This window comes from Alistipes sp. An54, assembly GCF_002159375.1.
In the GTDB taxonomy this organism is placed as follows: Bacteria; Bacteroidota; Bacteroidia; order Bacteroidales; family Rikenellaceae; genus Alistipes; species Alistipes megaguti.
Window position 1 is genome coordinate 67,374 of the sequence record NZ_NFIA01000006.1, and the last position, 19,786, is coordinate 87,159.

Consider the following 19,786-nt stretch of genomic DNA (forward strand, 5'->3'; position numbering starts at 1 on the left):
ATACCGGCACGAGACCGGATCGACGCATGACATCCGGTACTGTGTGCTCGGCAATCCAATCCCGCCGATCACCCCTGACAAAAGAGGGTGATCAGCAGCGGGACGCTGATTTCGAGGGCGATTCCGTGTAGAATGGCCAGCGGTACGAGTTGCGAGCTTCCGCCCGAGTAGCGGACAATCCCGGGCAGACAGACATCCATCGAGTTGATCCCGGCTGCCGAGATCGGAGCAATGCGTCCGCACCAGCGGGCGAAGAGCGGGAGACAGAACAACACGCACATTTCGCGTGCGACGTTTGCCAGCAGGGCGACTGTGGCCAACTCCGCGGCACCGTCGGCGCCGAGCGAAGCCACTCCGACATTGGCGATCAGCACCGAGGAGAGCGAGTAATATCCAAACCCGCTTCCGACAGCCAGACACTCCGTCAGCGAACGGCTTCCCGGAATCAGCGCGGCACAGGCGGCGAAGAGAAGCGATCCGGCAATCGTGAACAGGGGCAGGAGCAGCATCCGGGGTCTGATCGAGCGAACGACCTCCTTGAGGTTGTCACTGCCGCCGAGGCCGATTCCCACCTGGAGAATCAGAATCGAGAGGAGCACCATCGAAAGATCGGGGCGATGCATCCATTGGGGCTCGAGACCGGAGATTCCGAGCAGTATTCCTGCCGCAAAGCATCCGAAGATCAACAGATTGGCTTTCATCGGCGACCTCCTTTCCCAAAGAGGAAACGCTGAGCGGCCCATCCGGCCACAAGGCTTCCGGCCGTAGCCAGTGCGGCGATCAGCAGGGCCTGTCCGCCGTATTGGCCGAGGCTGTGGATCAGCTCATGGTTTGATCCGATCGAGCAACCGAAGACGAAGAGCAGGGTAGCGATGGTCGCCTGTACCCCGATTTCGGTTTTATGAACGAGCGGGCGTCGGCGCAACAGATAGCCGACCCCGATTCCTGCGAAGAGGAGAAACAGAATTCGAAACATGGGTGAAATCGTCGTTTATGCCCGCAGATACGCACAACCATCACGGCGAGGCGTAGACCCGCGAGGCAAAATGATTAAATATGCAGGATGAATCGAATCCGGAGTGCAGAATGCTCCGGAACGGACGGAGCGGTTCTCCGCCGCTTACTGTCTCCGGCGCTCAGATAAAGCCGCTGAACCAATGTACATGCACGGTCTGCAAGGCCCGAATGGGACCTCGCTGCGCATTTTTGAGGATATGTCTGCCGCGCATGTTCATATTCATGTATTGGTTTCGGGTGCAAAGATAGAACGGTTACACCGTATTTCCAAATTTCTCTTTTATCCCCTCTGTTTCGTTTGGACGCATGTATATGGAAATGCAATGTGCCGACTCTTTCGAATCGGCACATTGCGTGTTATGGCTCTCGCCTCTTTCCTCTCCTCCCTTTGCTCCTCACCCCTTCTTCTTAGCCCCTCCCCTTCGCCGGCCCCGGGGCTATTTGTTGCGCTCGATGAGCGAACGAATGTTCTGGATCAGCATGGTGACAGCCACGGAGTTGAAGCCACCCTCGGGAATGATGACGTCGGCATACTTTTTCGAGGGTTCGACGAACTCGTCGTGCATGGGTTTCACCGTGGAGGTGTATTGCGTGATGACGGACTGCATCGTACGGCCGCGCTCGCAGACGTCGCGCAGAATACGCCGGGCCAGCCGGATGTCGGCATCCGTGTCGACATAGACCTTGATGTCCATCAGATCGCGCAGTTCCTTGTTTTCGAAGATCAAGATACCGTCGACGATGATTACCTTCGAGGGTTTGACGCAGACGGTTTCGGGCATGCGGTCGTGCTCGACGAACGAGTAGACGGGATGTTCGATCGGAACGTTGTTTTTCAGGGCCTTGATGTGCTCGACCAACATCTCGGTATCGAAGGCCTGGGGATGGTCGTAATTGAGTTTCGTTCGCTCCTCGTAGGTGAGTTCGGGATGGGCCTTGTAGTAGTAGTCGTGGCAGAGCGTGGCGACATCGTCCCCGACGAACGCCTCCTGAAGCCGTTTGACGAGGGTTGATTTTCCCGAGCCGGTACCACCGGCGACACCGATAACCGTAACTTTCATACCGCGGGTGTTTTTAATCGGTTGACTGTTGTTTCGTTCTATCGAAAAAGGACTGTCCGTACTCGTCGGACAGTCCTTTTCCATGGAGTTTGCTTACGCGTCGATATTGGCGTAGTGGGCGTTCTTCTCGATGAATTCGCGGCGGGGCGGCACGTCGTCACCCATCAGCATCGAGAAGATGCGGTCGGCCTCGGCGGCATTTTCGATGTTGACCTGGCGCAGGATGCGTGTGTCGGGATTCATCGTGGTCTCCCACAGCTGGTGGGCGTTCATCTCACCGAGACCTTTGTAACGCTGTACGTGGGCTCCCTTGCCGAATTCGGCGGTGATCTCGTCGCGCTCCTTCTCGGTCCAGCAGTAACGCTCCTGCTTGCCCTTCTTGACCAGATAGAGGGGCGGGGTAGCGATGTATACGTGGCCGTTTTCGATCAGCTCCTTCATCTTGCGGAAGAAGAACGTCAGCATCAGCGTGGCGATGTGGCTTCCGTCGACATCGGCATCGGTCATGATGATGATCTTGTTGTAGCGCAGCCCTTCGAGGTTCAGGGCCTTGGAGTCCTCCTCGGTTCCGATCTTGACACCCAGGGCGAGGAACATGTTCTTGATCTCCTCGTTCTCCCACATCTTGTGCTCCTGGGCCTTTTCGATGTTCAGGATCTTGCCTCGCAGCGGCATGATAGCCTGGAAGTTACGGTCACGGCCCGACTTGGCGGTACCGCCTGCGGAGTCACCCTCGACGAAGAAGATCTCGGCTTCCGAGCGGTCGCGGCTCGTACAGTCGGCCAGCTTTCCGGGCAGACCTGCTCCCGAGAGGACGGTCTTGCGCTGAACGAGTTCGCGGGCGTGACGGGCGGCGTGACGGGCCGTAGCGGCCAGAATCACCTTCTGCACGATGGCCTTGGCATCCTTGGGATTCTCTTCGAGATAATCGCCCAGAGCGGCAGCCATGGCCTGATCGACGGCGGCAGCCACCTCGTCATTGCCGAGTTTGGTTTTGGTCTGCCCTTCGAACTGAGGCTCGGCCACCTTGACCGAAACCACGGCGGTAAGACCTTCGCGGAAGTCGTCGCCGTTGATGTCGAACTTCAACTTGGAGAGCATGCCCGAATCCTCGGCGTACTTCTTGAGCGTTCGGGTCAGGGCCCGGCGGAATCCGGTCAGATGGGTACCGCCCTCGATGGTGTTGATGTTGTTGACGTACGAGTGGACGTTCTCCGAGAAGGAGTCGTTGTACTGCATGGCCACCTCGACCGGGACACCGTTCTTTTCGGTATCGAGATAGATGATCTGGTCGATGATCGGGGTTCCGCGCGTGGCGTCGAGATACTTCACGAACTCCTTGAGGCCCTCCTCCGAATAGAAGTGATCCTCACGGAGTTTCCCCTCCTCGTCGGGACGGCGGTCATAGAGGTTCAGATGGATTCCCTTGTTCAGGAACGCCAGCTCGCGGAGCCGGTTTGCGAGGATATCGTACTTGTATTCGGTGGTATGGGTAAAGATTTCTGCGTCGGGCTTGAAGGTGATGGTCGTACCGCGGTCGGAGCATTCGCCGATGATCTCGACTTCGGAGGTAGGTTTCCCCTTGGAGTAGGTCTGGCGGAAGATCTTTCCTTCGCGGTGGACTTCGGCGATCAGCAGCGTGGAGAGGGCATTGACGCAGGATACGCCGACGCCGTGCAGACCTCCGGAGACCTTGTAGCTGCCCTTGTCGAACTTACCTCCGGCATGCAGGACGGTCAGTACGACTTCGAGTGCGGACTTGCCCTCCTTTTCGTGGAATCCGGTGGGGATACCGCGGCCATTGTCCTTGACGGTGATGGAGTTGTCCTCGTTGATGGTGACATCGATATCGGTGCAGTATCCGGCGAGGGCCTCGTCGATGGAGTTGTCTACGACCTCGTAGACGAGGTGGTGGAGACCCTTTTCGCCGATATCGCCGATATACATGGCGGGACGTTTCCGCACGGCCTCCAGACCTTCGAGGACCTGGATGTTGGATGCGGAATATTCTTCTTCCTGTTTCTTAATGATTTCTGGTTCGGTACTCATCTCAAACTTTCAAATATCGTACAAATGTACGAAAAGTTTTCGGATAATCCAATATGCCGGGGAGGCTTTCGGGCGGGAAAATCAGGCGAGTTCGGCTTCGAGATCGACCTCGCGGATCTTGCCCTGCGAGAAGAGGATGGCCCGTGCGGGATAGTTCTCGATCAGCGAGGTGTTGTGGGTGGACATCACCACGGCGCAGCCGTCCTCGGCGATCCGGCGGAAGAGTTTCATGATGCCGTCGGCCGTCACGGGGTCAAGGTTTCCGGTGGGTTCGTCGGCCAGCAGCACCTGCGGGCGGTTCAGCAGGGCGCGTGCGATGACCAGGCGCTGCTGTTCGCCGCCCGAGAGTTCGAAGGGCATCTTGTAGCTTTTGGCGCCCAGCTCGACCAGCCCGAGAACCTTGTCGATGCGTTCGCGGATCTCGTGTTCGTACTTCCAGCCGGTGGCCTTCATCACGTAGTAGAGATTCATGAAGACGTTGCGGTCCGTAAGGAGCTGATAGTCCTGGAAGACGATTCCGATCTTGCGGCGCAGATAGGGGATGTCGCGGCGGCGGAGCTTCCGCAGGTCGAATCCGGCGATATGGCCTTCACCCGTAAGGAGCTGCATGTCGGCATAGAGGGTCTTCAGGAGCGAGCTTTTGCCGCTTCCGACGCGTCCGATCAGATAGACGAACTCGCCGGGACGGATGGCGAGGTTGACCTCCGAGAGGACCATTTCGCCCTGGCGGAGGAGTTTCTTTTCGGAGACGCTTCCGAAGGGGTCGTCGGCGTGGTAGATGGCCACGTCGCGGAGCTCAACGACATAGGAATTGTCCATGACAGTTTTCGGTTTACCGAGGCCAAAGATACGAAAAAATCTCCGGAACGGGGGAGCCGGAGGGTGAAAAACGGGAAAAATGTATTATCTTTGCCGCGTCTACGGTCGACAGCCGACTGCAAGCAAATTCGGGGGTGCCCGGTTTTGACAGCAGGCAGAGTTTGATTGTAAGCACGCCGAGCGCTGTGTGGCGGCTCGTAAATCCCGACGCTCGAACTACAAATGGCAATAACAGCTACGCACTCGCTGCCTAATTTTCAAGGAAAATTAGCTTAATCGCCGAGGCCAAGGCGTCTTGGCGACGAGTATCCCGGAGAGGTGTTCCGCTCTTTAATGCCTTTCCATACGGGGTATCATTCATTTAGAGATAGTGCACCGGCGGTCCCGACCGGCGTGCGAAGATCAAGGGACTGGGCCCTGTGCTGGGTTGTTGCCTGCCAGGTACGGGGAGAAGGATCAAACGGCGACTAAGCGTGTAGAAAGCTTTCGGGTTCCCTGTTTGGACGCGGGTTCGACTCCCGCCACCTCCACAAGCGAAATTGGCATCTGCTTAAATATTAAGTAGATGCCAATTTGTGTTTCAGCAGCCGTTTCACTTTTTGACAGCCGTCGACCGACACGTGAAAGCAATTCTCAACCGCGCTTCCGCACCTGTTTTTTGCATGGCAAGCTGCTGCACACGCTCTACGAGCCGCGTGAGGTGACGAAGTTTTTGACTCGTTTCTATGCGCCCCAGCAACTGAATGACTCGCTGGCAGCACGTGGTGATAACGATTGAACGGCGCTCGCGCCCGATACCCGAATAGCCTTTTCTCAGCGAATGCCGCCCGCAGCGTGCCGTATCAACGGAAAAAATTCTATCTTTGTAGTCGAAAAATCCAAAACCACCACACAGATGAAAAAGATACTGCTTCTGGGCTCGGGCGAACTGGGCAAGGAGTTCGTGATTGCGGCCCAGCGTCTGGGCCAGACGGTCGTTGCGTGCGACAAGTATGCCGGAGCACCGGCCATGCAGGTGGCCGATGCCTGCGAAGTCTTCGACATGCTGGATGGCGAGGCCCTTTCGGCCGCCGTTGCCAAACACCGCCCGGACATCATCGTCCCGGAGATCGAGGCGATCCGCACCGAACGCCTCTACGACTTCGAGCGCGAGGGGATCCAGGTCGTCCCGAGTGCCCGTGCCGTCAACTTCACGATGAACCGCAAGGCGATCCGCGACCTGGCTGCCAAGGAGCTGGGACTGAAGACGGCCCGCTACTTCTACGCCAGGACGCTCCAGGAGCTTCGCGAGGCGGCCGACCGGATCGGCTACCCGTGCGTGGTCAAGCCGCTGATGTCGTCGTCGGGCAAGGGCCAGTCGGTGGTCCGTTCGGCCGACGAGGTGGAGGCTGCCTGGCACTACGGTTGCGAGGGCTCGCGGGGCGATATCCGCGAACTGATCGTCGAGGAGTTCATCCGCTTCGACAGCGAGATCACGCTGCTGACCGTCACGCAGAAGAACGGCCCGACGCTCTTCTGCCCGCCGATCGGTCACGTGCAGAAGGGCGGCGACTACCGCGAGAGTTTCCAGGCGCCTGAGATTGCCCCCGAACACCTGGCCGAAGCACAGCGTATGGCTGCCGCCGTCACGGGAGCACTGACCGGCGCCGGCCTTTGGGGCGTGGAGTTCTTCCTGAGCCACGAGAATGGCGTCTACTTCTCGGAGCTCTCGCCGCGCCCGCACGATACGGGTATGGTGACGCTGGCCGGGACGCAGAATCTCAACGAGTTCGAACTCCACCTGCGGGCCGTGCTGGGGCTTCCGATCCCGGAGATCACCTTCGAACGGATGGGCGCCAGCGCCGTGATCCTCTCGCCCGTGGCCACGCAGACGCCGCACTATGAGTGCGTAGCGGAGGCACTGGCCGACAATCCGCGTACCGACATCCGTATTTTCGGCAAACCGACGGCGCGTGTCAACCGCCGCATGGGTGTCGTCGTGGGCTACGAACCGCTGGGCCGCGACCTTGACGCGCTGCGCGACCGGGTGAAGGCTGCCGCCGCCAAAGTCAAGGTAACCGAATAAAAACCGGAACAACTGAAGATACCCATGAAGACCTACGCCATTATTGAGACCGAAAAGGGGACGATGAAGGCCGAGCTCTACGCCGACGAGACGCCGGGTACGGTGGCCAACTTCGTCGACCTGGCCGAACACGGCTTCTACGACGGACTGACGTTCCACCGTGTCATTCCGGACTTCGTGATCCAGGGCGGCTGCCCGCGTGGAGACGGAACCGGAGGGCCGGGCTATACGATCAAGTGCGAGACCTCGGCGCCGCGCCAGCGCCACGACCGGGGCGTGCTGTCGATGGCCCACGCCGGGAAGGACACGGGCGGATCGCAGTTCTTCATCTGCATGAACCGCGAGAATACGAAACACCTCGACGGGGTTCACACCTGCTTCGGACAGGTGGTCGAGGGGCTGGACGTGATCGACGACATCCGCCGCGGAGACCGCATCCTCTCGATCCGCATCGTCCGGGAGTAAGATCTCGATATCAACGGCAGGCCCTTGACATAAAATATCAAGGGCCTGCTTCATATCTTGGTATTTCAGATACCTATTCTTCTTTGGGGACCAGCATAAAGAAGCTGCTGATCTCCTGCTGATCCAAAACCTGACGAACGTTAAACCGCTTGACCTGAGGCTCATATCCGGACTTCACGACCTTGATTTCAATTTGCACATCGCGCGAATTTTCGTAGGTCAAGCCCAGGATATTAAACGATCGGGTCTCTTCATAAGGCGTCGTCATCAGATAGGTTTCATTGGTATTCTTTACGACAGCCGGGATACTTGAAAGCACACGATAAAACACCCGAGCGCCCTGCGGATCGGAATCGATCGCCCAGCGGATGATTGTTTTTTCGAGAGCCGTTTGCCCTGGAGTATCCCTGCTGACATGTTTCCGCGCTTCACCTTTCGGGATCGACGTATCGGAATAGAGTTTTGCGGCTTCCGCCGATTCTCTCAATGCCGCAGCCTGCATGGCCTGAATCAGCGCCTGATTGCTTCGTTTGAGCGTTTTTTTCGAAGCGCCGCAAGAGGAGAGTGTCAAAGCGGCTGAAAGAATGGCGATTGTTGAGATGAGATGTTTCAAGTTCATGTTAGTCAATAAAATGTGCCTGTCCCTGGCGTAAATTCTATGGGTGTGGAAGACACATAAAAAACGTGGGACAATATTTTTGTTTTGGTCGCTAAGGTCTTCCACAACCCGTACCCCCAATAACAGAATAAAGCCCACGTGAAACACGTGAGCGTCAAACTTTATTCCTAGGGGTCTTGTAAAGTGGAAGTTTAAGCGACCGGAATAAAAATAACGCTTTTTATATGTCGTGTGCCATGATGGCACGAAAATTTCAATTACGGATTCTTTATGGTCTCTTCATAGGCTATGGAGTTTGAAAGGTTCAACATACGGACAAAAATAGGAAAAAACTTTGAAAAATCCATAGATTAGTCCCTTTTTCTTAGGTCTGAGCGGAAGCAAAAGGGAGAGGAGTCAAGCAAAGCCGCCACTCCCGAACAAGGAGTGGCGGCTTTGTAACGAATGCAGACCGTTGGGGTTATTTTCCGAAAGCGGCCTTGATCTTGTCCGTTGCCTTCTTGAGCAGCTCCTCGGGGCAGCAGAGCGTGATGCGGATGTAGCGCAGACCTTCGGAACCGAAGATACCGCCCGGTGTGAGGAAGACATCGGTCTTCTCCATCACCTCGTCCGAGAACGAGAAGCTGTCGCCCTTGTAATCCTCGGGGAGTTCGGCCCAGACGAACAGACCGGCCTGATGCTCGCGGTAGGAGCACCCCAGCGCGTTGAGCAGTTCGTAGGCCTGACGCTCACGCCCGTAGTAAATCTCGTTGAGCTGCTTGTACCAATCCTCACCGAGGGCGAGCGCCGTGGCGGCAGCCGCCTGAATGGGGTAGAACATACCGGAGTCCATGTTGCTGCGGAAGGTCATGACATCCTTGATCCACTCGGCCTTTCCGACCAGCACGCCGACGCGCCATCCGGCCATCGAGTGCCCCTTCGACAGGGAGTTGAGCTCCAGGGCAACCTCCTTGGCCCCCTCGACGGCCATGATCGAGAGCGGACCGGCCGAGTTGCGGATGAAACTGTAGGGGTTGTCGTGAATGATCAGAATATTGTGCTTGGCGCCGAAGTCGATGATCTTGCGGAAGAGTTCCATCGAACCGACCTGTCCGGTCGGCATGTTGGGATAGTTGACGAGCATCATCTTCACGCCGTCGAGCCCGGCCTTTTCGATAGCCTCGAAATCGGGGTAGAAGTTCGTCTCCTTGTTGAGCGAGTAGGGGACCATGACACCTCCGGCGAGCTTCACGCCGGCCGAGTAGGTCGGATAGCCGGGGTTCGGGACGAGGACCTTGTCGCCGGGATTGAGGAACGTCATGCAGATGTGCATGATACCCTCCTTCGAGCCGATCAGGGGGTAGACCTCCGACTTGAAGTCGAGATCGACATGATACCATTTCTTGTACCAGTCGGCAAAAGCCTTACGCAGAATGGGTTCGCCCTGATAGGACATGTACTTGTGTACGTCGGGGCGCTGGGCCTCCCTGGCCAGGCAGTCGATGACGGACTGATGAGGCGGAAGGTCGGGGCTTCCCATGGCCAGTTTTACGATCTGGCGGCCCGTAGCCGCTTCAATCTCAGCTATTTCGCGCAGACGACGCGAGAAATAGTACTCTCCGATACCGTCCATGCGGTGTGAACGGGCGATGTTGACTGCTTTTGCCATATTGTGTTAGATTTGGGATTATGCTGTCGACAAAGATAGGCAATTCGTGGGAATATTAAAAAATTATAGGAACAAAAACGGCGAAAACGCCTTTTCGTGGGCCGTGCAGGCCCCTCATCAGGCGTTTCACGCGAATCTGTTTTGCGCGCTGAGGCTCTTTCAATAGAGGTAGCGCTCCATCAGCGGCACGAGCAGGGCCGTAGCCAGCCCCATCAGCGCCATGGCCAGTCCGCTCAAGGCGCCTTCGACGACCCCGATTTCGATGGCCCGTGCGGTACCGATTCCGTGTGCGGCGGCACCGAGGGCGAAACCGCGGGCTTCGGGATCCCGGACGCCGCAGTGGCGGAGAATCCACTCGCCGAAGATGCTGCCGAAGATTCCGACGCAGAAGACCACCACGGAGGTGATCGAGACGTTTCCGCCCAGCGGTCCGGCCACCGATACGGCAATGGGGACGGTGACCGATTTGGGCGCGAGCGAGTTCAGGATCTGGCGTTCGACGCCGAATGCCTCGGCGATGTAGACGACGCTCAGCCCGCCGACCACACAGCCGGCGAGTGTGGCCACGGCTACGGGCATCAGACTGCTGCGGAGCCGTTCCAGCTGTTCGTAGAGCAGGTAGCCCAGAGCGACGACCGACAGGCCGAGGGCGAAATTGAGGATGCCGGTTGCCTCCTGATACCGGGGGTAGTCGATGCCCGCGCAGCGCAGGAAGACGATCACGGAGACGAACGTCAGCAGCACGGGATGGAGCAGCGGCATGTGCGAACGCCGGTAGATGAGCGTTCCGAGGCAATAGAGACCCACGGTGAGGGTGAGCAGGAAGAGGTCCGATCGGAGGAACTGGAAATCAAGCATGGTGGCGTTGTTGTTTGATGTGACGCAGCCGGACTCTGCGGTTCAGGCTTTGGAAGGTTTTTCCGGTGACGAAGAGCACAAGGATCGTCGAGATGATTCCCGAGACGAGGATTGCCCAGAGGTTTTCGAGAATGACGCGGTACGAATCCATGAGGCCCACGCCGTAGGGGACGAAAAAGAGGGCCATGGCTCCGAGCAGGAAGCGGGCCGCCGGGCGGATGGTTTCGGCCTTGACCCAGTGCATGCAGAGCGAGACGAAGAGGAGGATCAGTCCGATGATGTTTCCGGAGATGTATCCGCCGGTCAGGAGGCTCAGGGCATTTCCGATGAGCCAGAAGAGGAGAATGAAGAAGAGTCCGGTCATAAAATCACATTTACGTTCACACACGGTTATCGGCGGGGGCAAACCCGACAAACGGCGAAGCCGACTTCCTCGGGAGGTCGGCTTCGCTGTGGGATTCCGCCGTTTTCGGGCGGCAAATATAGCGCAAGAGGCGTGTATACGCAAATTTATTTTCGTCGGATCTCCCGGAGCGGGCATTTTGTCTGGCTGCAGGAGGCGCAGCCGCCCCTTCGACGGCCGCACAGCAGCCGCCAGAACCAGACGACCGCTGCAGCGACGGCCGCCGCCACAATTCCCCAGACGATATAGTCCTGTACACCGTTCTCCATGGTCTGTCAGCAGAAGAGCCGTGCGATGTGGTAGACGATCCAGGCCATCACCCAGGCGACGGCCGTGTTGTAGAGGATCGACGCGGCGGCCCATTTCCATCCGGCTTCGGTGCCGATGGCCACGACGGTGGCGATGCACGGCACGTAGAGCAGGATGAAAACCAGGAAGGCCAGGGCGGCCGCCGTCGAGAAGTCGCCGCTCTCAAGCAGCCGTTGCGAAAGGGAATCCAGCTGCTCTTCGTCGGACGCATCCGCCGTTTTGCCGGCATTGTCGACCGTCGATCCGGCCGTTGATCCGACCGCAGCGTCTTCGACGAGGATCTGGGTCGGGGCATCCGCACCGCCGATGATGCCGATGGTCTGCGGCGGAAGCTGCGCACCGGGCGTCTGTGCCGACGGAGCGTCGGCCTCGGTCTGCGGTTCGGCATAGAGGACGCTGAGTGTCGAGACGACGATCTCCTTGGCCGGGAGTCCCGAGAGCAGCGCCACGCTGGCCTTCCAGTTGAATCCCAGCGGGCGGAAGACCGGTTCGCATCCCTTTCCGATGCGTCCCAGATAGGAGTTTTCGTAATGGGTTTCGCTGCTGCCCCCCTTTTCCGAACGGGGATAGTAGCTCAGGGCCCAGACGATGACCGATGCGATGAGGATCATGCCGCCCATCTTCTTGAGATACTGCGCACACTTGTCCCACATGTGCGAGAGGGTGGTCTTCCAGGTCGGGAGACGATAGGGGGGCAGCTCCATGACGAACGGCGTCTCGTCGACGGGGAAGAGGAAGCGCCGCATCAGCCGGGCGGTGATGATTGCCACGACGATGCCCAGCAGATAGAGTCCCAGCATGACGGCGCCGGCGTTGGCCGAGAAGAAGACCCCGGTCATGAGGATGTAGATTGGAATTCGCGCACTGCAGGACATGAATGGCGTTATCAGGATGGTAATCAGCCGACTGCTTTTGCTTTCGATGGTCCGGCAGGCCATGATGGCGGGGACGTTGCAGCCGAATCCCATGATCAGCGGGATGAACGATTTTCCGTGAACGCCGATGCGGTGCATGACGCGGTCCATGATGAAGGCCGCGCGGGCCAGATAACCCGAATCCTCCATGAAGGCGATGAAAAGGTAGAGGATCATGATGTTCGGGAGGAAGACGATGACCGACCCGACGCCGCCGATGATACCGTCGACGATCAGGTCACGCAACGCTCCGGCGGGCATCAGTGCATTGACGCCGCGGCCGATCCAACCGACCAGCGCTTCGATCCACGACTGGGGATAGGCTCCGATGCTGAACGTGCACCAGAACATCAGCCCCATCAGGGCAAAGAAGATCGGGAATCCCCAGAGTTTGTGGGTGACGAAGGTGTCGATCAGCGCCGTTGCGGTCACCTCTTCGCGTTTGCCGGGGGTGTAGGTCTCCTTCAGGGCGCCCTGGATGAAGCCGTATTTCTGGTTGGCGAAGGCCGTTTCGACATCTTCGCCCAGCGCTTCGGAGATCCGCTTGGCCTCGCGGTCACGGATTTCGGTCCAGACCGGGTAGCGTTCGCAACTGCGCAGCGACTCCTCGGCCTGCTTGTCGCTTTCGAGCATCTTCATGGCCCAGTATCGGGGCGGGAAGGCCTTGGGCAGTTCGTCGCGGTGGAGGCTCATGTCGCTGTTGAGCTTGCGCAGACTCTCGTCGATGACCGGCCCCATGTTGATATGAATGTGGCGCACGCGCTCGTCCCGGTTTTCGTAAACATTGATTACCGTATCGAGCAGATCGTTGATACCCTTGTTGTTGCGGGCCTCTACCGGAACCATCGGTACACCCAGCATGCGGCCCAGACTGTCGTAATCGAGCGTCGAACCGCTGGCTTTGAGCTCATCGTACATGTTCAGTGCCACGACCATCCGCGGGTTGATGTCGATCAGTTCGGTGGTGAGGTAGAGGTTGCGCTCGATGTTCGAGGCAACGACCGAGTTGATCACCACGTCGGGAGTCTGCGTGGCGAGGTGGTGACGGACGAACCGCTCTTCGGGGGTGTAGGCCGACAGGGCGTAGGTGCCGGGCAGATCGGTGATCTCGAAGTGGTAACCCTTGTATTCGCAGTGTCCGCTCTTGGCACCGACCGTCACGCCGCTGTAGTTTCCGACGTGTTCGTGACCACCCGAGATAGCGTTGAAGAGCGAGGTTTTGCCGCTGTTGGGGTTTCCGACCAGTGCCACGGTAATCGTGCGGCTCTGGCGGTCCAGCACCTCTTTGCGCGAAGCGCACTCGTCGTCATCGCTGACCGTTGCGGGATCGTTCGGATTGCCGTCTGCGGTCGCCTGGCGGATCCGCTCGGCCCGGCGGGCGAGGTATTCGTCGGCTTCACTGTCCGAGAGGACTTCGACCATTTCGGCTTCGCTGCGCCGCAGCGAGATATCGTAACCCATGATCCGGTATTCGATGGGATCCTTGAGCGGGGCATTGAGAATCACCTCGACCCGCTCGCCGCGGACGAATCCCATCTCCATGATGCGGCGCCGGAAACCGCCGTGGCCCATGACCTTGACGATCGTGGCGGATTCACCGCTTTTCAATTCGGAAAGACGCATTTTTCACGTAGAGTTTTTCGGCTGCAAAAATACGATATTATTCCGAGACGGTCAATCCCCGATCATAGGTATCTTTTGTCCTGGGGGGGCAGGTTTTGCGGAGCGTCCGTTTCCGGAGATTTCGGACAAGTTCCGTTTTTCCGGGCGGATCGGGCTAATATTCGGCCGTTTTTGCGCTGTCGGGGAGTCAAAACGGGGGCAGGCCCCTGTCAAAAGGCTGTTTTTCCTTGAAAAAAACGCGTTTTTCGGGCTTCAGAGGCTGGGGTTTAGAATATTTTTATATCTTTGCGATGATAACAACCCAAAAACTCTAAAACAATTAAAATTCTAAAACCATGAAAGAGTTAGTAGAAAAGATCAATGCCGAGTTCGAAGTATTTGCTGCCAATGCAGCCGCTCAGGTTGAGAAGAACAACAAGGCTGCCGGTACGCGTGCCCGCAAGTCGGCTCTTGAGCTTTCGAAGCTGATGAAGGAGTTCCGCAAGGTATCCGTAGAGGCTTCGAAATAATTCGCATTTCGGATTGTGAAAAAGGTCGCGGCTCGAAGTCGCGGCCTTTTTTGTTTGAACATTCCGGCGCTTTTGGCACCTCCGGACACGCTTCGGGAGTTTCCTTTTGAGTCAGTTGCCCCGCCGTCACATTTTGATGCCGTAACGACGGAAGACCTCGAAATCGAGCTCCTTGAGGCCCGTTTTGGGATAGGGAACCGCTTCGTTGTGGTCGTTCAGATAGAAGCGTGGCGCTGTCCGGTCGTAATCCGGACTGACAAGCGAAACCTGTGTCGAGAGGTAACGGCCCTCGATCGAAGCCATGTCGGCCATCGTGTGGAAGAGGGCATGGGTATTGGCCGGTGCGGTTTCGTTGGCTCGGGCCGCCTCGACCTTTTCGGGGAACGTGCGGCAGTACTCCTCCGAGAACCAGGCCAGCGACGCCACACAGAGTTGATAGGCCGTGGTGGTGGGCGAGGCGTGGAGGAAGCGTTCGCGCGAATCGTCGATCAGATCCTCGCCGTGGTCCGCACAGTAGAGCAGGGCCGAGGAGGTATTTTCGAGCGATTCGAGGAATCCGATTGTCTCGGCGAGGAAATAGTCCGTATAGAGGATCGAGTTGTCGTAGGCATTGACCAGCGTCTGACGGTGCTTCAGAGCAATGGCGACGTCATCGTCGGGCAGGAAGCGGGCGAATTCGCGCGGATAGCGCTGATGATAGCTGAAGTGCGAGCCGTAGCAATGGAGGATGAAGAGGATCTTCCGTTCATCGGTCCGTTCGAGCACCCGCCTCATCTCGTCGAGCAGCTGCATGTCGTGGCGCGGCGAGCGGATATAGATCAGATGGTTGGCATCGTGGGCCAGATTGTCGATCATGGCACCCTGAGGCGACTGGTTGGAGATGAACCAGGTGTCGAATCCGATCTCGTTGAAGAGGGCGGGAAGCCCCTTGCGGCGATAGAGCTCCTCGTGTTCGTCGGTGGCCACCGACGAGAGGATCAAGGGGACGCTTTTGTGGGTGGTGTTGCTCTGGGTGAGCATGTCGCGGAAGACCACCACGTCGTTGCGCTTCGACAGGCGCGGATTAGTCTCACGTTCATATCCATACAACTGCCAGTTCATGGCGCGGGCCGCCTCCCCGATGATGTAGACGTAGACCTCGCGGCCGGGAGCCTGGACCGTACGCCGGGCCTCGAAGGAGAAACCCTCGGAACTTTTTTCGAAGTTGTGCGACTTGCGGAACTCCGAGCCGCTCAACCCGAGGTTGTAGATGACATTCAGCGGGAAGATTTCGTCGCGCAGGACGTGCTTCGATTCGCTGACGTGGTAGGCGGGCCAGAGCGCCAGCAGACCCAGCGAGAAGAGGGCGCCGCCGGTCAACCCGATGCTCATACGGGAGGTATGGGAGATGTAGCGCTTGTGGGCGATTTCGCGTGCTGCCAGCCAGAGCAGCGGAATGTAGATCACGCAGACCAGCACGACCGACGGATAGATGTTGCTCAGCAACTCGTTGGCCTCGCCGGGATTGGTCGTCAGAACGTTGGTGAACATGTCCGTGGCGATGATCGAGTTGCCGAACAGGTAGAGCAGCACGATCTGGAAGGCGCAGAAGAAGATGAACGGGAATCCGAGCCAGATCATCACTCCCGAGCGGCGGAGCGCCACGCTCCACATCATGTAGAATCCGAGCGGCAGGAGTATCAGTGCTTCATCACTCCAGATGGAGTATTCTTCCGTATTGATCAACACGCAGTTGGGAATGATCAACGCCACGAAGAAGTAGACCGTCAGCAGCGTGGTGAAACGGCTGCGGGTCTTGACGATCCGATGCACCTCTTTCCGATTCTTCTCAACACTCATAGTCCGTTCGTCTTACACTTAAAAAGCTTCGTTGATGCTCAGCAGGAAACTGTTCGTCTCCTTGCCGAATCCGTAGTCGAGTCGCACGTTGACCCGTTTTTTGAGTTCCCAGCGCAGGCCGAGACCGTAGTTGGGTAGCGTCTGGTTCCACTGGAAATCGCGGAACGTATGGAAGACGTTGCCGGCTCCGCCCCAGACGACGCCTCCGATGCGTCGCCAGATCCGCTGCCGGAGTTCCACCTGAAAGGTGATCATGTTGTTGTCCGTGAAGCGGCCGAGGTAGTATCCGCGCATGCGCTGGTTGTCACCCAGTCGGGCGAGCATGGGCCAGGGGGTGCCGTCGGAGTTGAATTCGGCAAAGAGATCAACGGCCAGGATGCAGTCTTTCCACACGCGCTGATAGGCATCGGCCGTGAAGGTTGTCTGCCAGAGTGCCCGGCCGCAATTGCCCAGCGCCTTGGGGAAACAGGTCTCCCGGAAGCTGACATAGACCCCTTTGAAGGGGTTGGGAATGAAATCGCGGCTGTCGTATTCAACTAGGGCTCCGATTCCCGTAGCGACATATTGCGAATTTTCGCCGTCGAGGTATTCGGGTTTCGAGAAACGGATGCCTCGCGTGTAGTCGAAGTTGACCAGTCCGCCGACGAAGGTGTTCGGCAACACCTTGTGCAGATAGCGGGCGTCGATCATGATCCGTTTTTCGGAGTAGGTGCTCACCTCGTTGTGGAGCGCGTTATCGTATCCGATACCCCAGAAATCGCGGGGCGCTGAAGCGAAAGTAACGTTGTAGCTCAGGCGCTGTTTATTCTTGGAAAAGATGTTGTTACCGAACATACCGACGGAGTAGAACCCCGTGATCGAGACATTCGCGAAGACGGAAACGTTCGACGGTGAAGTGATCGAATCGGTACGGTCCAGCCGATAGAGGCCCGCGGCGAGGGCTGCGATTCCGAGACTGGTTGTTTTCGAATAGCTCGGGCCTCCGGCAAAGGTGAAGTCGATTTTTTTCTCGAAGGTCCGGTCGGTGGTCGATTCGCCGAAATAGTCCACGATCCGTTTCAGGAAGGACTTTTTTCGGGGTGTGTCCTGCGGCAGCGGGGTGTAGGTATAGCGAATGGTGTCTCCCTGTGCGAGGCTCCATTCGGATTCCTGTGCGACCCCGGGGCTGAGGGCTCCCGTGAAGACGGTCAGGAGTGCCAGCAAGGCGGATCGGCGCAGCATGCGTTAACGATACTTCTCGATGGTTTGGTAAAAGGCCTCTTTATCGGCTTCGGAGAGGACGCCCTTGCGCATGAATACCAGCTCACCCTCCTTGGAGACGATCAGCAGCACGAACTGGTTGTTGCAGTCGCCCAGGCCCCAGGCCTTGCTCAGGATGCGGCCTTCGTCGGCCAGGACCGTGGCACCGTTCTTTTCGGTGCGTTTTCTGGCCATGCTGCGGGCCATGCCGTTGGGGATCATGGGGGCATCCATGAGGTTCATGATACCGAATCCGTAGAGGTTGTCACCCGAGGCGCGGTGGTTGCGTTCGAGTTCGTAGGTAAAGTCTTCGTTCTGCTTGTGCCGGTCGGGATCGACGTAGAATATCATGAGGTTTTTCTCTCCGAAGTGGGGCAATTTGGCGGGTTTGCCGTTCAGGTCGAGGATCTCGACATTCTGCACCTTGCGGGGCAGCTGCTGAGCGGAAACCGTCGAGAGGGTCAGCACTGCGGCTGCCAGCATCACCATTCCTTTCATCTTCATAGGTTCTGGATATTTTCGGTTTCGTTGCAATAAATCGGGGGCAAAGTTACGACAAAATCCTTGAACATCGAGGGGTGCAACGCTTCTATTATTGTTCTAATGGTCATTTTTTTCAGTCGGATCGGTTACCAAAGGGGCCCGGACGAAGGGCCTGCAGCCGGCCGGGAGCAGCAGGAGGAAGATCCCGGACGGGTGAAATCGGCCGTTTGGGGTGTGCTGCCGCAGCCCGGCAAACCATTGCCGGATCGACAAGCCTCCGCCGGACCGGCACGACGGGCCATCTTCTGGTCAAAAGCACCTTTCCAAACCGGCCGCCAACTGCAAAATACGTTCCGGGAATTTTGTCCGAAAATTCCGGTGGCGGATTTGGAGACCATCGGCCGAAACTTTATCTTTGCGGCGATGAAAACACGTGTACTTTTTGTCTGTTTGGGCAACATTTGCCGCTCTCCGGCCGCCGAGGGCATTCTGCGGGACCGGATCGAACGGGCGGGGCTTGCGGATGCAATCGAAGTGGATTCGGCCGGCACGTACGGCGGTCATCGGGGTGACCTGCCCGATCCTCGGATGCGCAGCGCCGCAGCCCGCCGGGGGTATGCATTGACCCACCGGGCCCGTCAGATTCGGGAGGAGGATTTCGACCGTTTCGACCGGATCATCGTCATGGACGACATGAATTACGAAACGCTTCACCGGATGGCTCCGTCGCGGGCCGCGGCGCAGAAGATCTACCGCATGACCGATTTCTGCCGTCATCATCCCGACTGGAGCTACGTTCCCGACCCCTATTACGAAGGTCACGACGGGTTCGAGCTGGTGCTGAACCTGTTGGAGGACGGTTGCGAGGGTTTGCTGGAGGATATTCGGCGTCGGAAGGATTGAGCATTCATCCTGGCACAGGATCCGCTCCTCCCTGTATCACCGGCCCGGCGGCACCGTCTCAGAAGTCGAAGCCGAAACTCAGACTGTAGGTGTTGCGCAGCAGAGTCTCCTTCTTGGCGAAAAGGTAGGCGAAGTCGAGACGCAGATGCAGGATGCGCACCCCGACGCCGGCCGACCAGTAGCTGGGGTAGTAATAGCGCTGTTCGCCGTAGTGATAGCCGCCCCGGAACTGGACAAGCTGCATGAGGTTGTACTCCACGCCGAGTGACATCTGGTAGCCCCGGACATCCTTCGGGTAGAAATAGTAGCCCAGATCGGCGCCGACCGTGATTTCGTGGGCATCGCTGAGGAACGTATCGAGGGCTGCACCGGCCGTGAGATCGACGGGCAGCGAGTGGTCGGTATCAGAGAGATACGCACCGAGATTGGCCAGTTTGGCGCCGGCCCGCAGCGTGGAGTAGCTGCCGATCTCCAGCGGCAGTTGATAGGCGACGCTCACGTCGGCGGCCAGGGCATCGGCCGAAGCGTCGGGACGTCGCAGATGCAGATAGCGTCCCACGATACCGACGGCCCACCGTTCGTTGATCCGCCGCGTGTATCCCAGATCGACGGCCATGTCGTTGTTGCCGTTTCCGCGCAGATATTGCCGCCAGCCGGCCTGCACGGTATTGGAGACGTTGATGCGGCAGCTTCCCGAGACGGCATAGTAGTCGAATTGCCCCTGCCCGTAATAGGAAGAGGATACCTGCGAAGAGGTCATCGAGAAGGCGACCAGCGCCGGGTTGTTGTAGATGGCATGCGAACTGGAGAGCGTGGTCATCATCACGCCGCCCATGCCGATAGCCTTGGCATCGGGACTCGGGAGGGTGGCCTCCTGGGCCGAAACGGCGCCATGCAGAGCCGCAACGGCCGCCAAAAGGATCACGAATCGTTTCATACTGCAACTGAGTGGTCTGGCGGAAA

General features: G+C 58.1%; 20 protein-coding genes and 1 other RNA gene. 6 read left to right on the forward strand and 15 right to left on the reverse strand.

Annotated elements, in window-relative coordinates:
• Positions 1-68: 68 nt before the first annotated feature.
• The 5 genes from B5G09_RS07290 to B5G09_RS07310 all read right to left on the reverse strand — a co-directional run bounded on the left by B5G09_RS07290 (position 69) and on the right by B5G09_RS07310 (position 4,946).
• Positions 69-701 carry a lysine exporter LysO family protein gene (locus B5G09_RS07290; protein ID WP_087310380.1) on the reverse strand — a complete coding sequence of 211 codons (633 nt, stop codon included), beginning with the start codon at positions 699-701 and terminating at the stop codon, positions 69-71.
• Positions 698-976 (reverse strand): LysO family transporter, encoded by a 279-nt coding sequence (locus tag B5G09_RS07295; protein ID WP_087404660.1) that lies wholly within the window; start codon positions 974-976, stop codon positions 698-700. The genes B5G09_RS07290 and B5G09_RS07295 overlap by 4 nt, the downstream gene beginning before the upstream one ends.
• A gap of 478 nt (positions 977-1,454) precedes the next feature.
• Complete coding sequence (gene udk, locus B5G09_RS07300) at positions 1,455-2,078, reverse strand: uridine kinase (RefSeq protein WP_087404661.1); 624 nt, start codon at positions 2,076-2,078, stop codon at positions 1,455-1,457.
• Positions 2,079-2,171: 93 nt separating this feature from the next.
• Positions 2,172-4,127 carry a DNA topoisomerase (ATP-hydrolyzing) subunit B gene (gyrB, locus tag B5G09_RS07305; protein ID WP_087310374.1) on the reverse strand — a complete coding sequence of 652 codons (1,956 nt, stop codon included), beginning with the start codon at positions 4,125-4,127 and terminating at the stop codon, positions 2,172-2,174.
• An 81-nt stretch (positions 4,128-4,208) separates the two neighbouring features.
• Positions 4,209-4,946 (reverse strand): ATP-binding cassette domain-containing protein, encoded by a 738-nt coding sequence (locus B5G09_RS07310; RefSeq protein ID WP_087310372.1) that lies wholly within the window; start codon positions 4,944-4,946, stop codon positions 4,209-4,211.
• Positions 4,947-5,076: 130 nt separating this feature from the next.
• On the opposite strand from B5G09_RS07310, the gene ssrA reads away from it, so the two are divergent.
• The 4 genes from ssrA to B5G09_RS07325 all read left to right on the forward strand — a co-directional run bounded on the left by ssrA (position 5,077) and on the right by B5G09_RS07325 (position 7,476).
• Positions 5,077-5,479, forward strand: a transfer-messenger RNA (tmRNA) gene (ssrA, locus tag B5G09_RS07315).
• 32 nt (positions 5,480-5,511) lie between these two features.
• Positions 5,512-5,724: a hypothetical protein gene (locus B5G09_RS13895; protein ID WP_143256499.1), complete on the forward strand. Its 213-nt coding sequence runs from the start codon at positions 5,512-5,514 to the stop codon at positions 5,722-5,724.
• A gap of 42 nt (positions 5,725-5,766) precedes the next feature.
• Complete coding sequence (gene purT / locus B5G09_RS07320; protein WP_262481264.1) at positions 5,767-7,011, forward strand: formate-dependent phosphoribosylglycinamide formyltransferase; 1,245 nt, start codon at positions 5,767-5,769, stop codon at positions 7,009-7,011.
• A 24-nt stretch (positions 7,012-7,035) separates the two neighbouring features.
• On the forward strand, positions 7,036-7,476 hold the full coding sequence (locus tag B5G09_RS07325; RefSeq protein ID WP_087404663.1) for a peptidylprolyl isomerase: 441 nt from the start codon (positions 7,036-7,038) through the stop codon (positions 7,474-7,476).
• A 73-nt stretch (positions 7,477-7,549) separates the two neighbouring features.
• On the opposite strand, the gene B5G09_RS07330 is transcribed toward B5G09_RS07325, so the two are convergent.
• The 6 genes from B5G09_RS07330 to feoB form a co-directional block, all read right to left on the reverse strand.
• Positions 7,550-8,089 carry a hypothetical protein gene (locus B5G09_RS07330; protein WP_206384425.1) on the reverse strand — a complete coding sequence of 180 codons (540 nt, stop codon included), beginning with the start codon at positions 8,087-8,089 and terminating at the stop codon, positions 7,550-7,552.
• Between the two features lie 466 nt (positions 8,090-8,555).
• Positions 8,556-9,743: an aminotransferase class I/II-fold pyridoxal phosphate-dependent enzyme gene (locus B5G09_RS07335; protein ID WP_087310363.1), complete on the reverse strand. Its 1,188-nt coding sequence runs from the start codon at positions 9,741-9,743 to the stop codon at positions 8,556-8,558.
• A 159-nt stretch (positions 9,744-9,902) separates the two neighbouring features.
• On the reverse strand, positions 9,903-10,601 hold the full coding sequence (locus B5G09_RS07340; protein ID WP_087404665.1) for an LrgB family protein: 699 nt from the start codon (positions 10,599-10,601) through the stop codon (positions 9,903-9,905).
• Positions 10,594-10,965: a CidA/LrgA family protein gene (locus B5G09_RS07345; protein WP_087310359.1), complete on the reverse strand. Its 372-nt coding sequence runs from the start codon at positions 10,963-10,965 to the stop codon at positions 10,594-10,596. The genes B5G09_RS07340 and B5G09_RS07345 overlap by 8 nt, the downstream gene beginning before the upstream one ends.
• Positions 10,966-11,111: 146 nt before the next feature.
• Entirely contained in the window at positions 11,112-11,273 is a 162-nt protein-coding gene (locus B5G09_RS13900; protein WP_122120888.1) for a FeoB-associated Cys-rich membrane protein, read from the reverse strand.
• 6 nt (positions 11,274-11,279) lie between these two features.
• On the reverse strand, positions 11,280-13,850 hold the full coding sequence (feoB, locus tag B5G09_RS07350) for a ferrous iron transport protein B (protein WP_087404666.1): 2,571 nt from the start codon (positions 13,848-13,850) through the stop codon (positions 11,280-11,282).
• A gap of 335 nt (positions 13,851-14,185) precedes the next feature.
• Here feoB and B5G09_RS07355 point away from each other — a divergent pair, with 335 nt between their 5' ends.
• Complete coding sequence (locus B5G09_RS07355) at positions 14,186-14,359, forward strand: histone H1 (RefSeq protein WP_087310355.1); 174 nt, start codon at positions 14,186-14,188, stop codon at positions 14,357-14,359.
• Between the two features lie 126 nt (positions 14,360-14,485).
• Here the strand turns inward: B5G09_RS07355 and B5G09_RS07360 are convergent, their stop codons facing one another.
• Genes B5G09_RS07360 through B5G09_RS07370 form a run of 3 tightly spaced genes read right to left on the reverse strand, consistent with a single transcriptional unit; the run spans position 14,486 to position 17,941 of the window.
• Positions 14,486-16,198 carry a phosphoethanolamine transferase gene (locus B5G09_RS07360; protein ID WP_087404667.1) on the reverse strand — a complete coding sequence of 571 codons (1,713 nt, stop codon included), beginning with the start codon at positions 16,196-16,198 and terminating at the stop codon, positions 14,486-14,488.
• An 18-nt stretch (positions 16,199-16,216) separates the two neighbouring features.
• Positions 16,217-17,419, reverse strand: coding sequence for a BamA/TamA family outer membrane protein (locus tag B5G09_RS07365; protein ID WP_087310351.1), 1,203 nt, complete (start codon positions 17,417-17,419; stop codon positions 16,217-16,219).
• Positions 17,420-17,422: 3 nt separating this feature from the next.
• Entirely contained in the window at positions 17,423-17,941 is a 519-nt protein-coding gene (locus tag B5G09_RS07370; protein ID WP_087404668.1) for a hypothetical protein, read from the reverse strand.
• A 402-nt stretch (positions 17,942-18,343) separates the two neighbouring features.
• Between B5G09_RS07370 and B5G09_RS07375 the strand changes: the two genes are divergently transcribed.
• Positions 18,344-18,823 carry a low molecular weight protein-tyrosine-phosphatase gene (locus B5G09_RS07375; protein ID WP_087310409.1) on the forward strand — a complete coding sequence of 160 codons (480 nt, stop codon included), beginning with the start codon at positions 18,344-18,346 and terminating at the stop codon, positions 18,821-18,823.
• Positions 18,824-18,881: 58 nt separating this feature from the next.
• Here B5G09_RS07375 and B5G09_RS07380 read toward each other — a convergent pair whose 3' ends face one another.
• Positions 18,882-19,760 carry a PorV/PorQ family protein gene (locus B5G09_RS07380; RefSeq protein WP_087404669.1) on the reverse strand — a complete coding sequence of 293 codons (879 nt, stop codon included), beginning with the start codon at positions 19,758-19,760 and terminating at the stop codon, positions 18,882-18,884.
• Between the last annotated feature and the right edge of the window lie 26 nt (positions 19,761-19,786).

What these genes read in the sequence shown, in the direction of transcription:
- B5G09_RS07290 (WP_087310380.1), bottom strand. Translation starts at nt 701, where the DNA reads ATGAAAGCCAATCTGTTGATCTTCGGATGCTTTGCGGCAGGAATACTG.
- B5G09_RS07295 (WP_087404660.1), bottom strand. Translation starts at nt 976, where the DNA reads ATGTTTCGAATTCTGTTTCTCCTCTTCGCAGGAATCGGGGTCGGCTAT.
- udk (WP_087404661.1), bottom strand. Translation starts at nt 2,078, where the DNA reads ATGAAAGTTACGGTTATCGGTGTCGCCGGTGGTACCGGCTCGGGAAAA.
- gyrB (WP_087310374.1), bottom strand. Translation starts at nt 4,127, where the DNA reads ATGAGTACCGAACCAGAAATCATTAAGAAACAGGAAGAAGAATATTCC.
- B5G09_RS07310 (WP_087310372.1), bottom strand. Translation starts at nt 4,946, where the DNA reads ATGGACAATTCCTATGTCGTTGAGCTCCGCGACGTGGCCATCTACCAC.
- B5G09_RS13895 (WP_143256499.1), top strand. Translation starts at nt 5,512, where the DNA reads ATGCCAATTTGTGTTTCAGCAGCCGTTTCACTTTTTGACAGCCGTCGA.
- purT (WP_262481264.1), top strand. Translation starts at nt 5,767, where the DNA reads ATGCCGCCCGCAGCGTGCCGTATCAACGGAAAAAATTCTATCTTTGTA.
- B5G09_RS07325 (WP_087404663.1), top strand. Translation starts at nt 7,036, where the DNA reads ATGAAGACCTACGCCATTATTGAGACCGAAAAGGGGACGATGAAGGCC.
- B5G09_RS07335 (WP_087310363.1), bottom strand. Translation starts at nt 9,743, where the DNA reads ATGGCAAAAGCAGTCAACATCGCCCGTTCACACCGCATGGACGGTATC.
- B5G09_RS07340 (WP_087404665.1), bottom strand. Translation starts at nt 10,601, where the DNA reads ATGCTTGATTTCCAGTTCCTCCGATCGGACCTCTTCCTGCTCACCCTC.
- B5G09_RS07345 (WP_087310359.1), bottom strand. Translation starts at nt 10,965, where the DNA reads ATGACCGGACTCTTCTTCATTCTCCTCTTCTGGCTCATCGGAAATGCC.
- B5G09_RS13900 (WP_122120888.1), bottom strand. Translation starts at nt 11,273, where the DNA reads ATGGAGAACGGTGTACAGGACTATATCGTCTGGGGAATTGTGGCGGCG.
- feoB (WP_087404666.1), bottom strand. Translation starts at nt 13,850, where the DNA reads ATGCGTCTTTCCGAATTGAAAAGCGGTGAATCCGCCACGATCGTCAAG.
- B5G09_RS07355 (WP_087310355.1), top strand. Translation starts at nt 14,186, where the DNA reads ATGAAAGAGTTAGTAGAAAAGATCAATGCCGAGTTCGAAGTATTTGCT.
- B5G09_RS07360 (WP_087404667.1), bottom strand. Translation starts at nt 16,198, where the DNA reads ATGAGTGTTGAGAAGAATCGGAAAGAGGTGCATCGGATCGTCAAGACC.
- B5G09_RS07365 (WP_087310351.1), bottom strand. Translation starts at nt 17,419, where the DNA reads ATGCTGCGCCGATCCGCCTTGCTGGCACTCCTGACCGTCTTCACGGGA.
- B5G09_RS07370 (WP_087404668.1), bottom strand. Translation starts at nt 17,941, where the DNA reads ATGAAGATGAAAGGAATGGTGATGCTGGCAGCCGCAGTGCTGACCCTC.
- B5G09_RS07375 (WP_087310409.1), top strand. Translation starts at nt 18,344, where the DNA reads ATGAAAACACGTGTACTTTTTGTCTGTTTGGGCAACATTTGCCGCTCT.
- B5G09_RS07380 (WP_087404669.1), bottom strand. Translation starts at nt 19,760, where the DNA reads ATGAAACGATTCGTGATCCTTTTGGCGGCCGTTGCGGCTCTGCATGGC.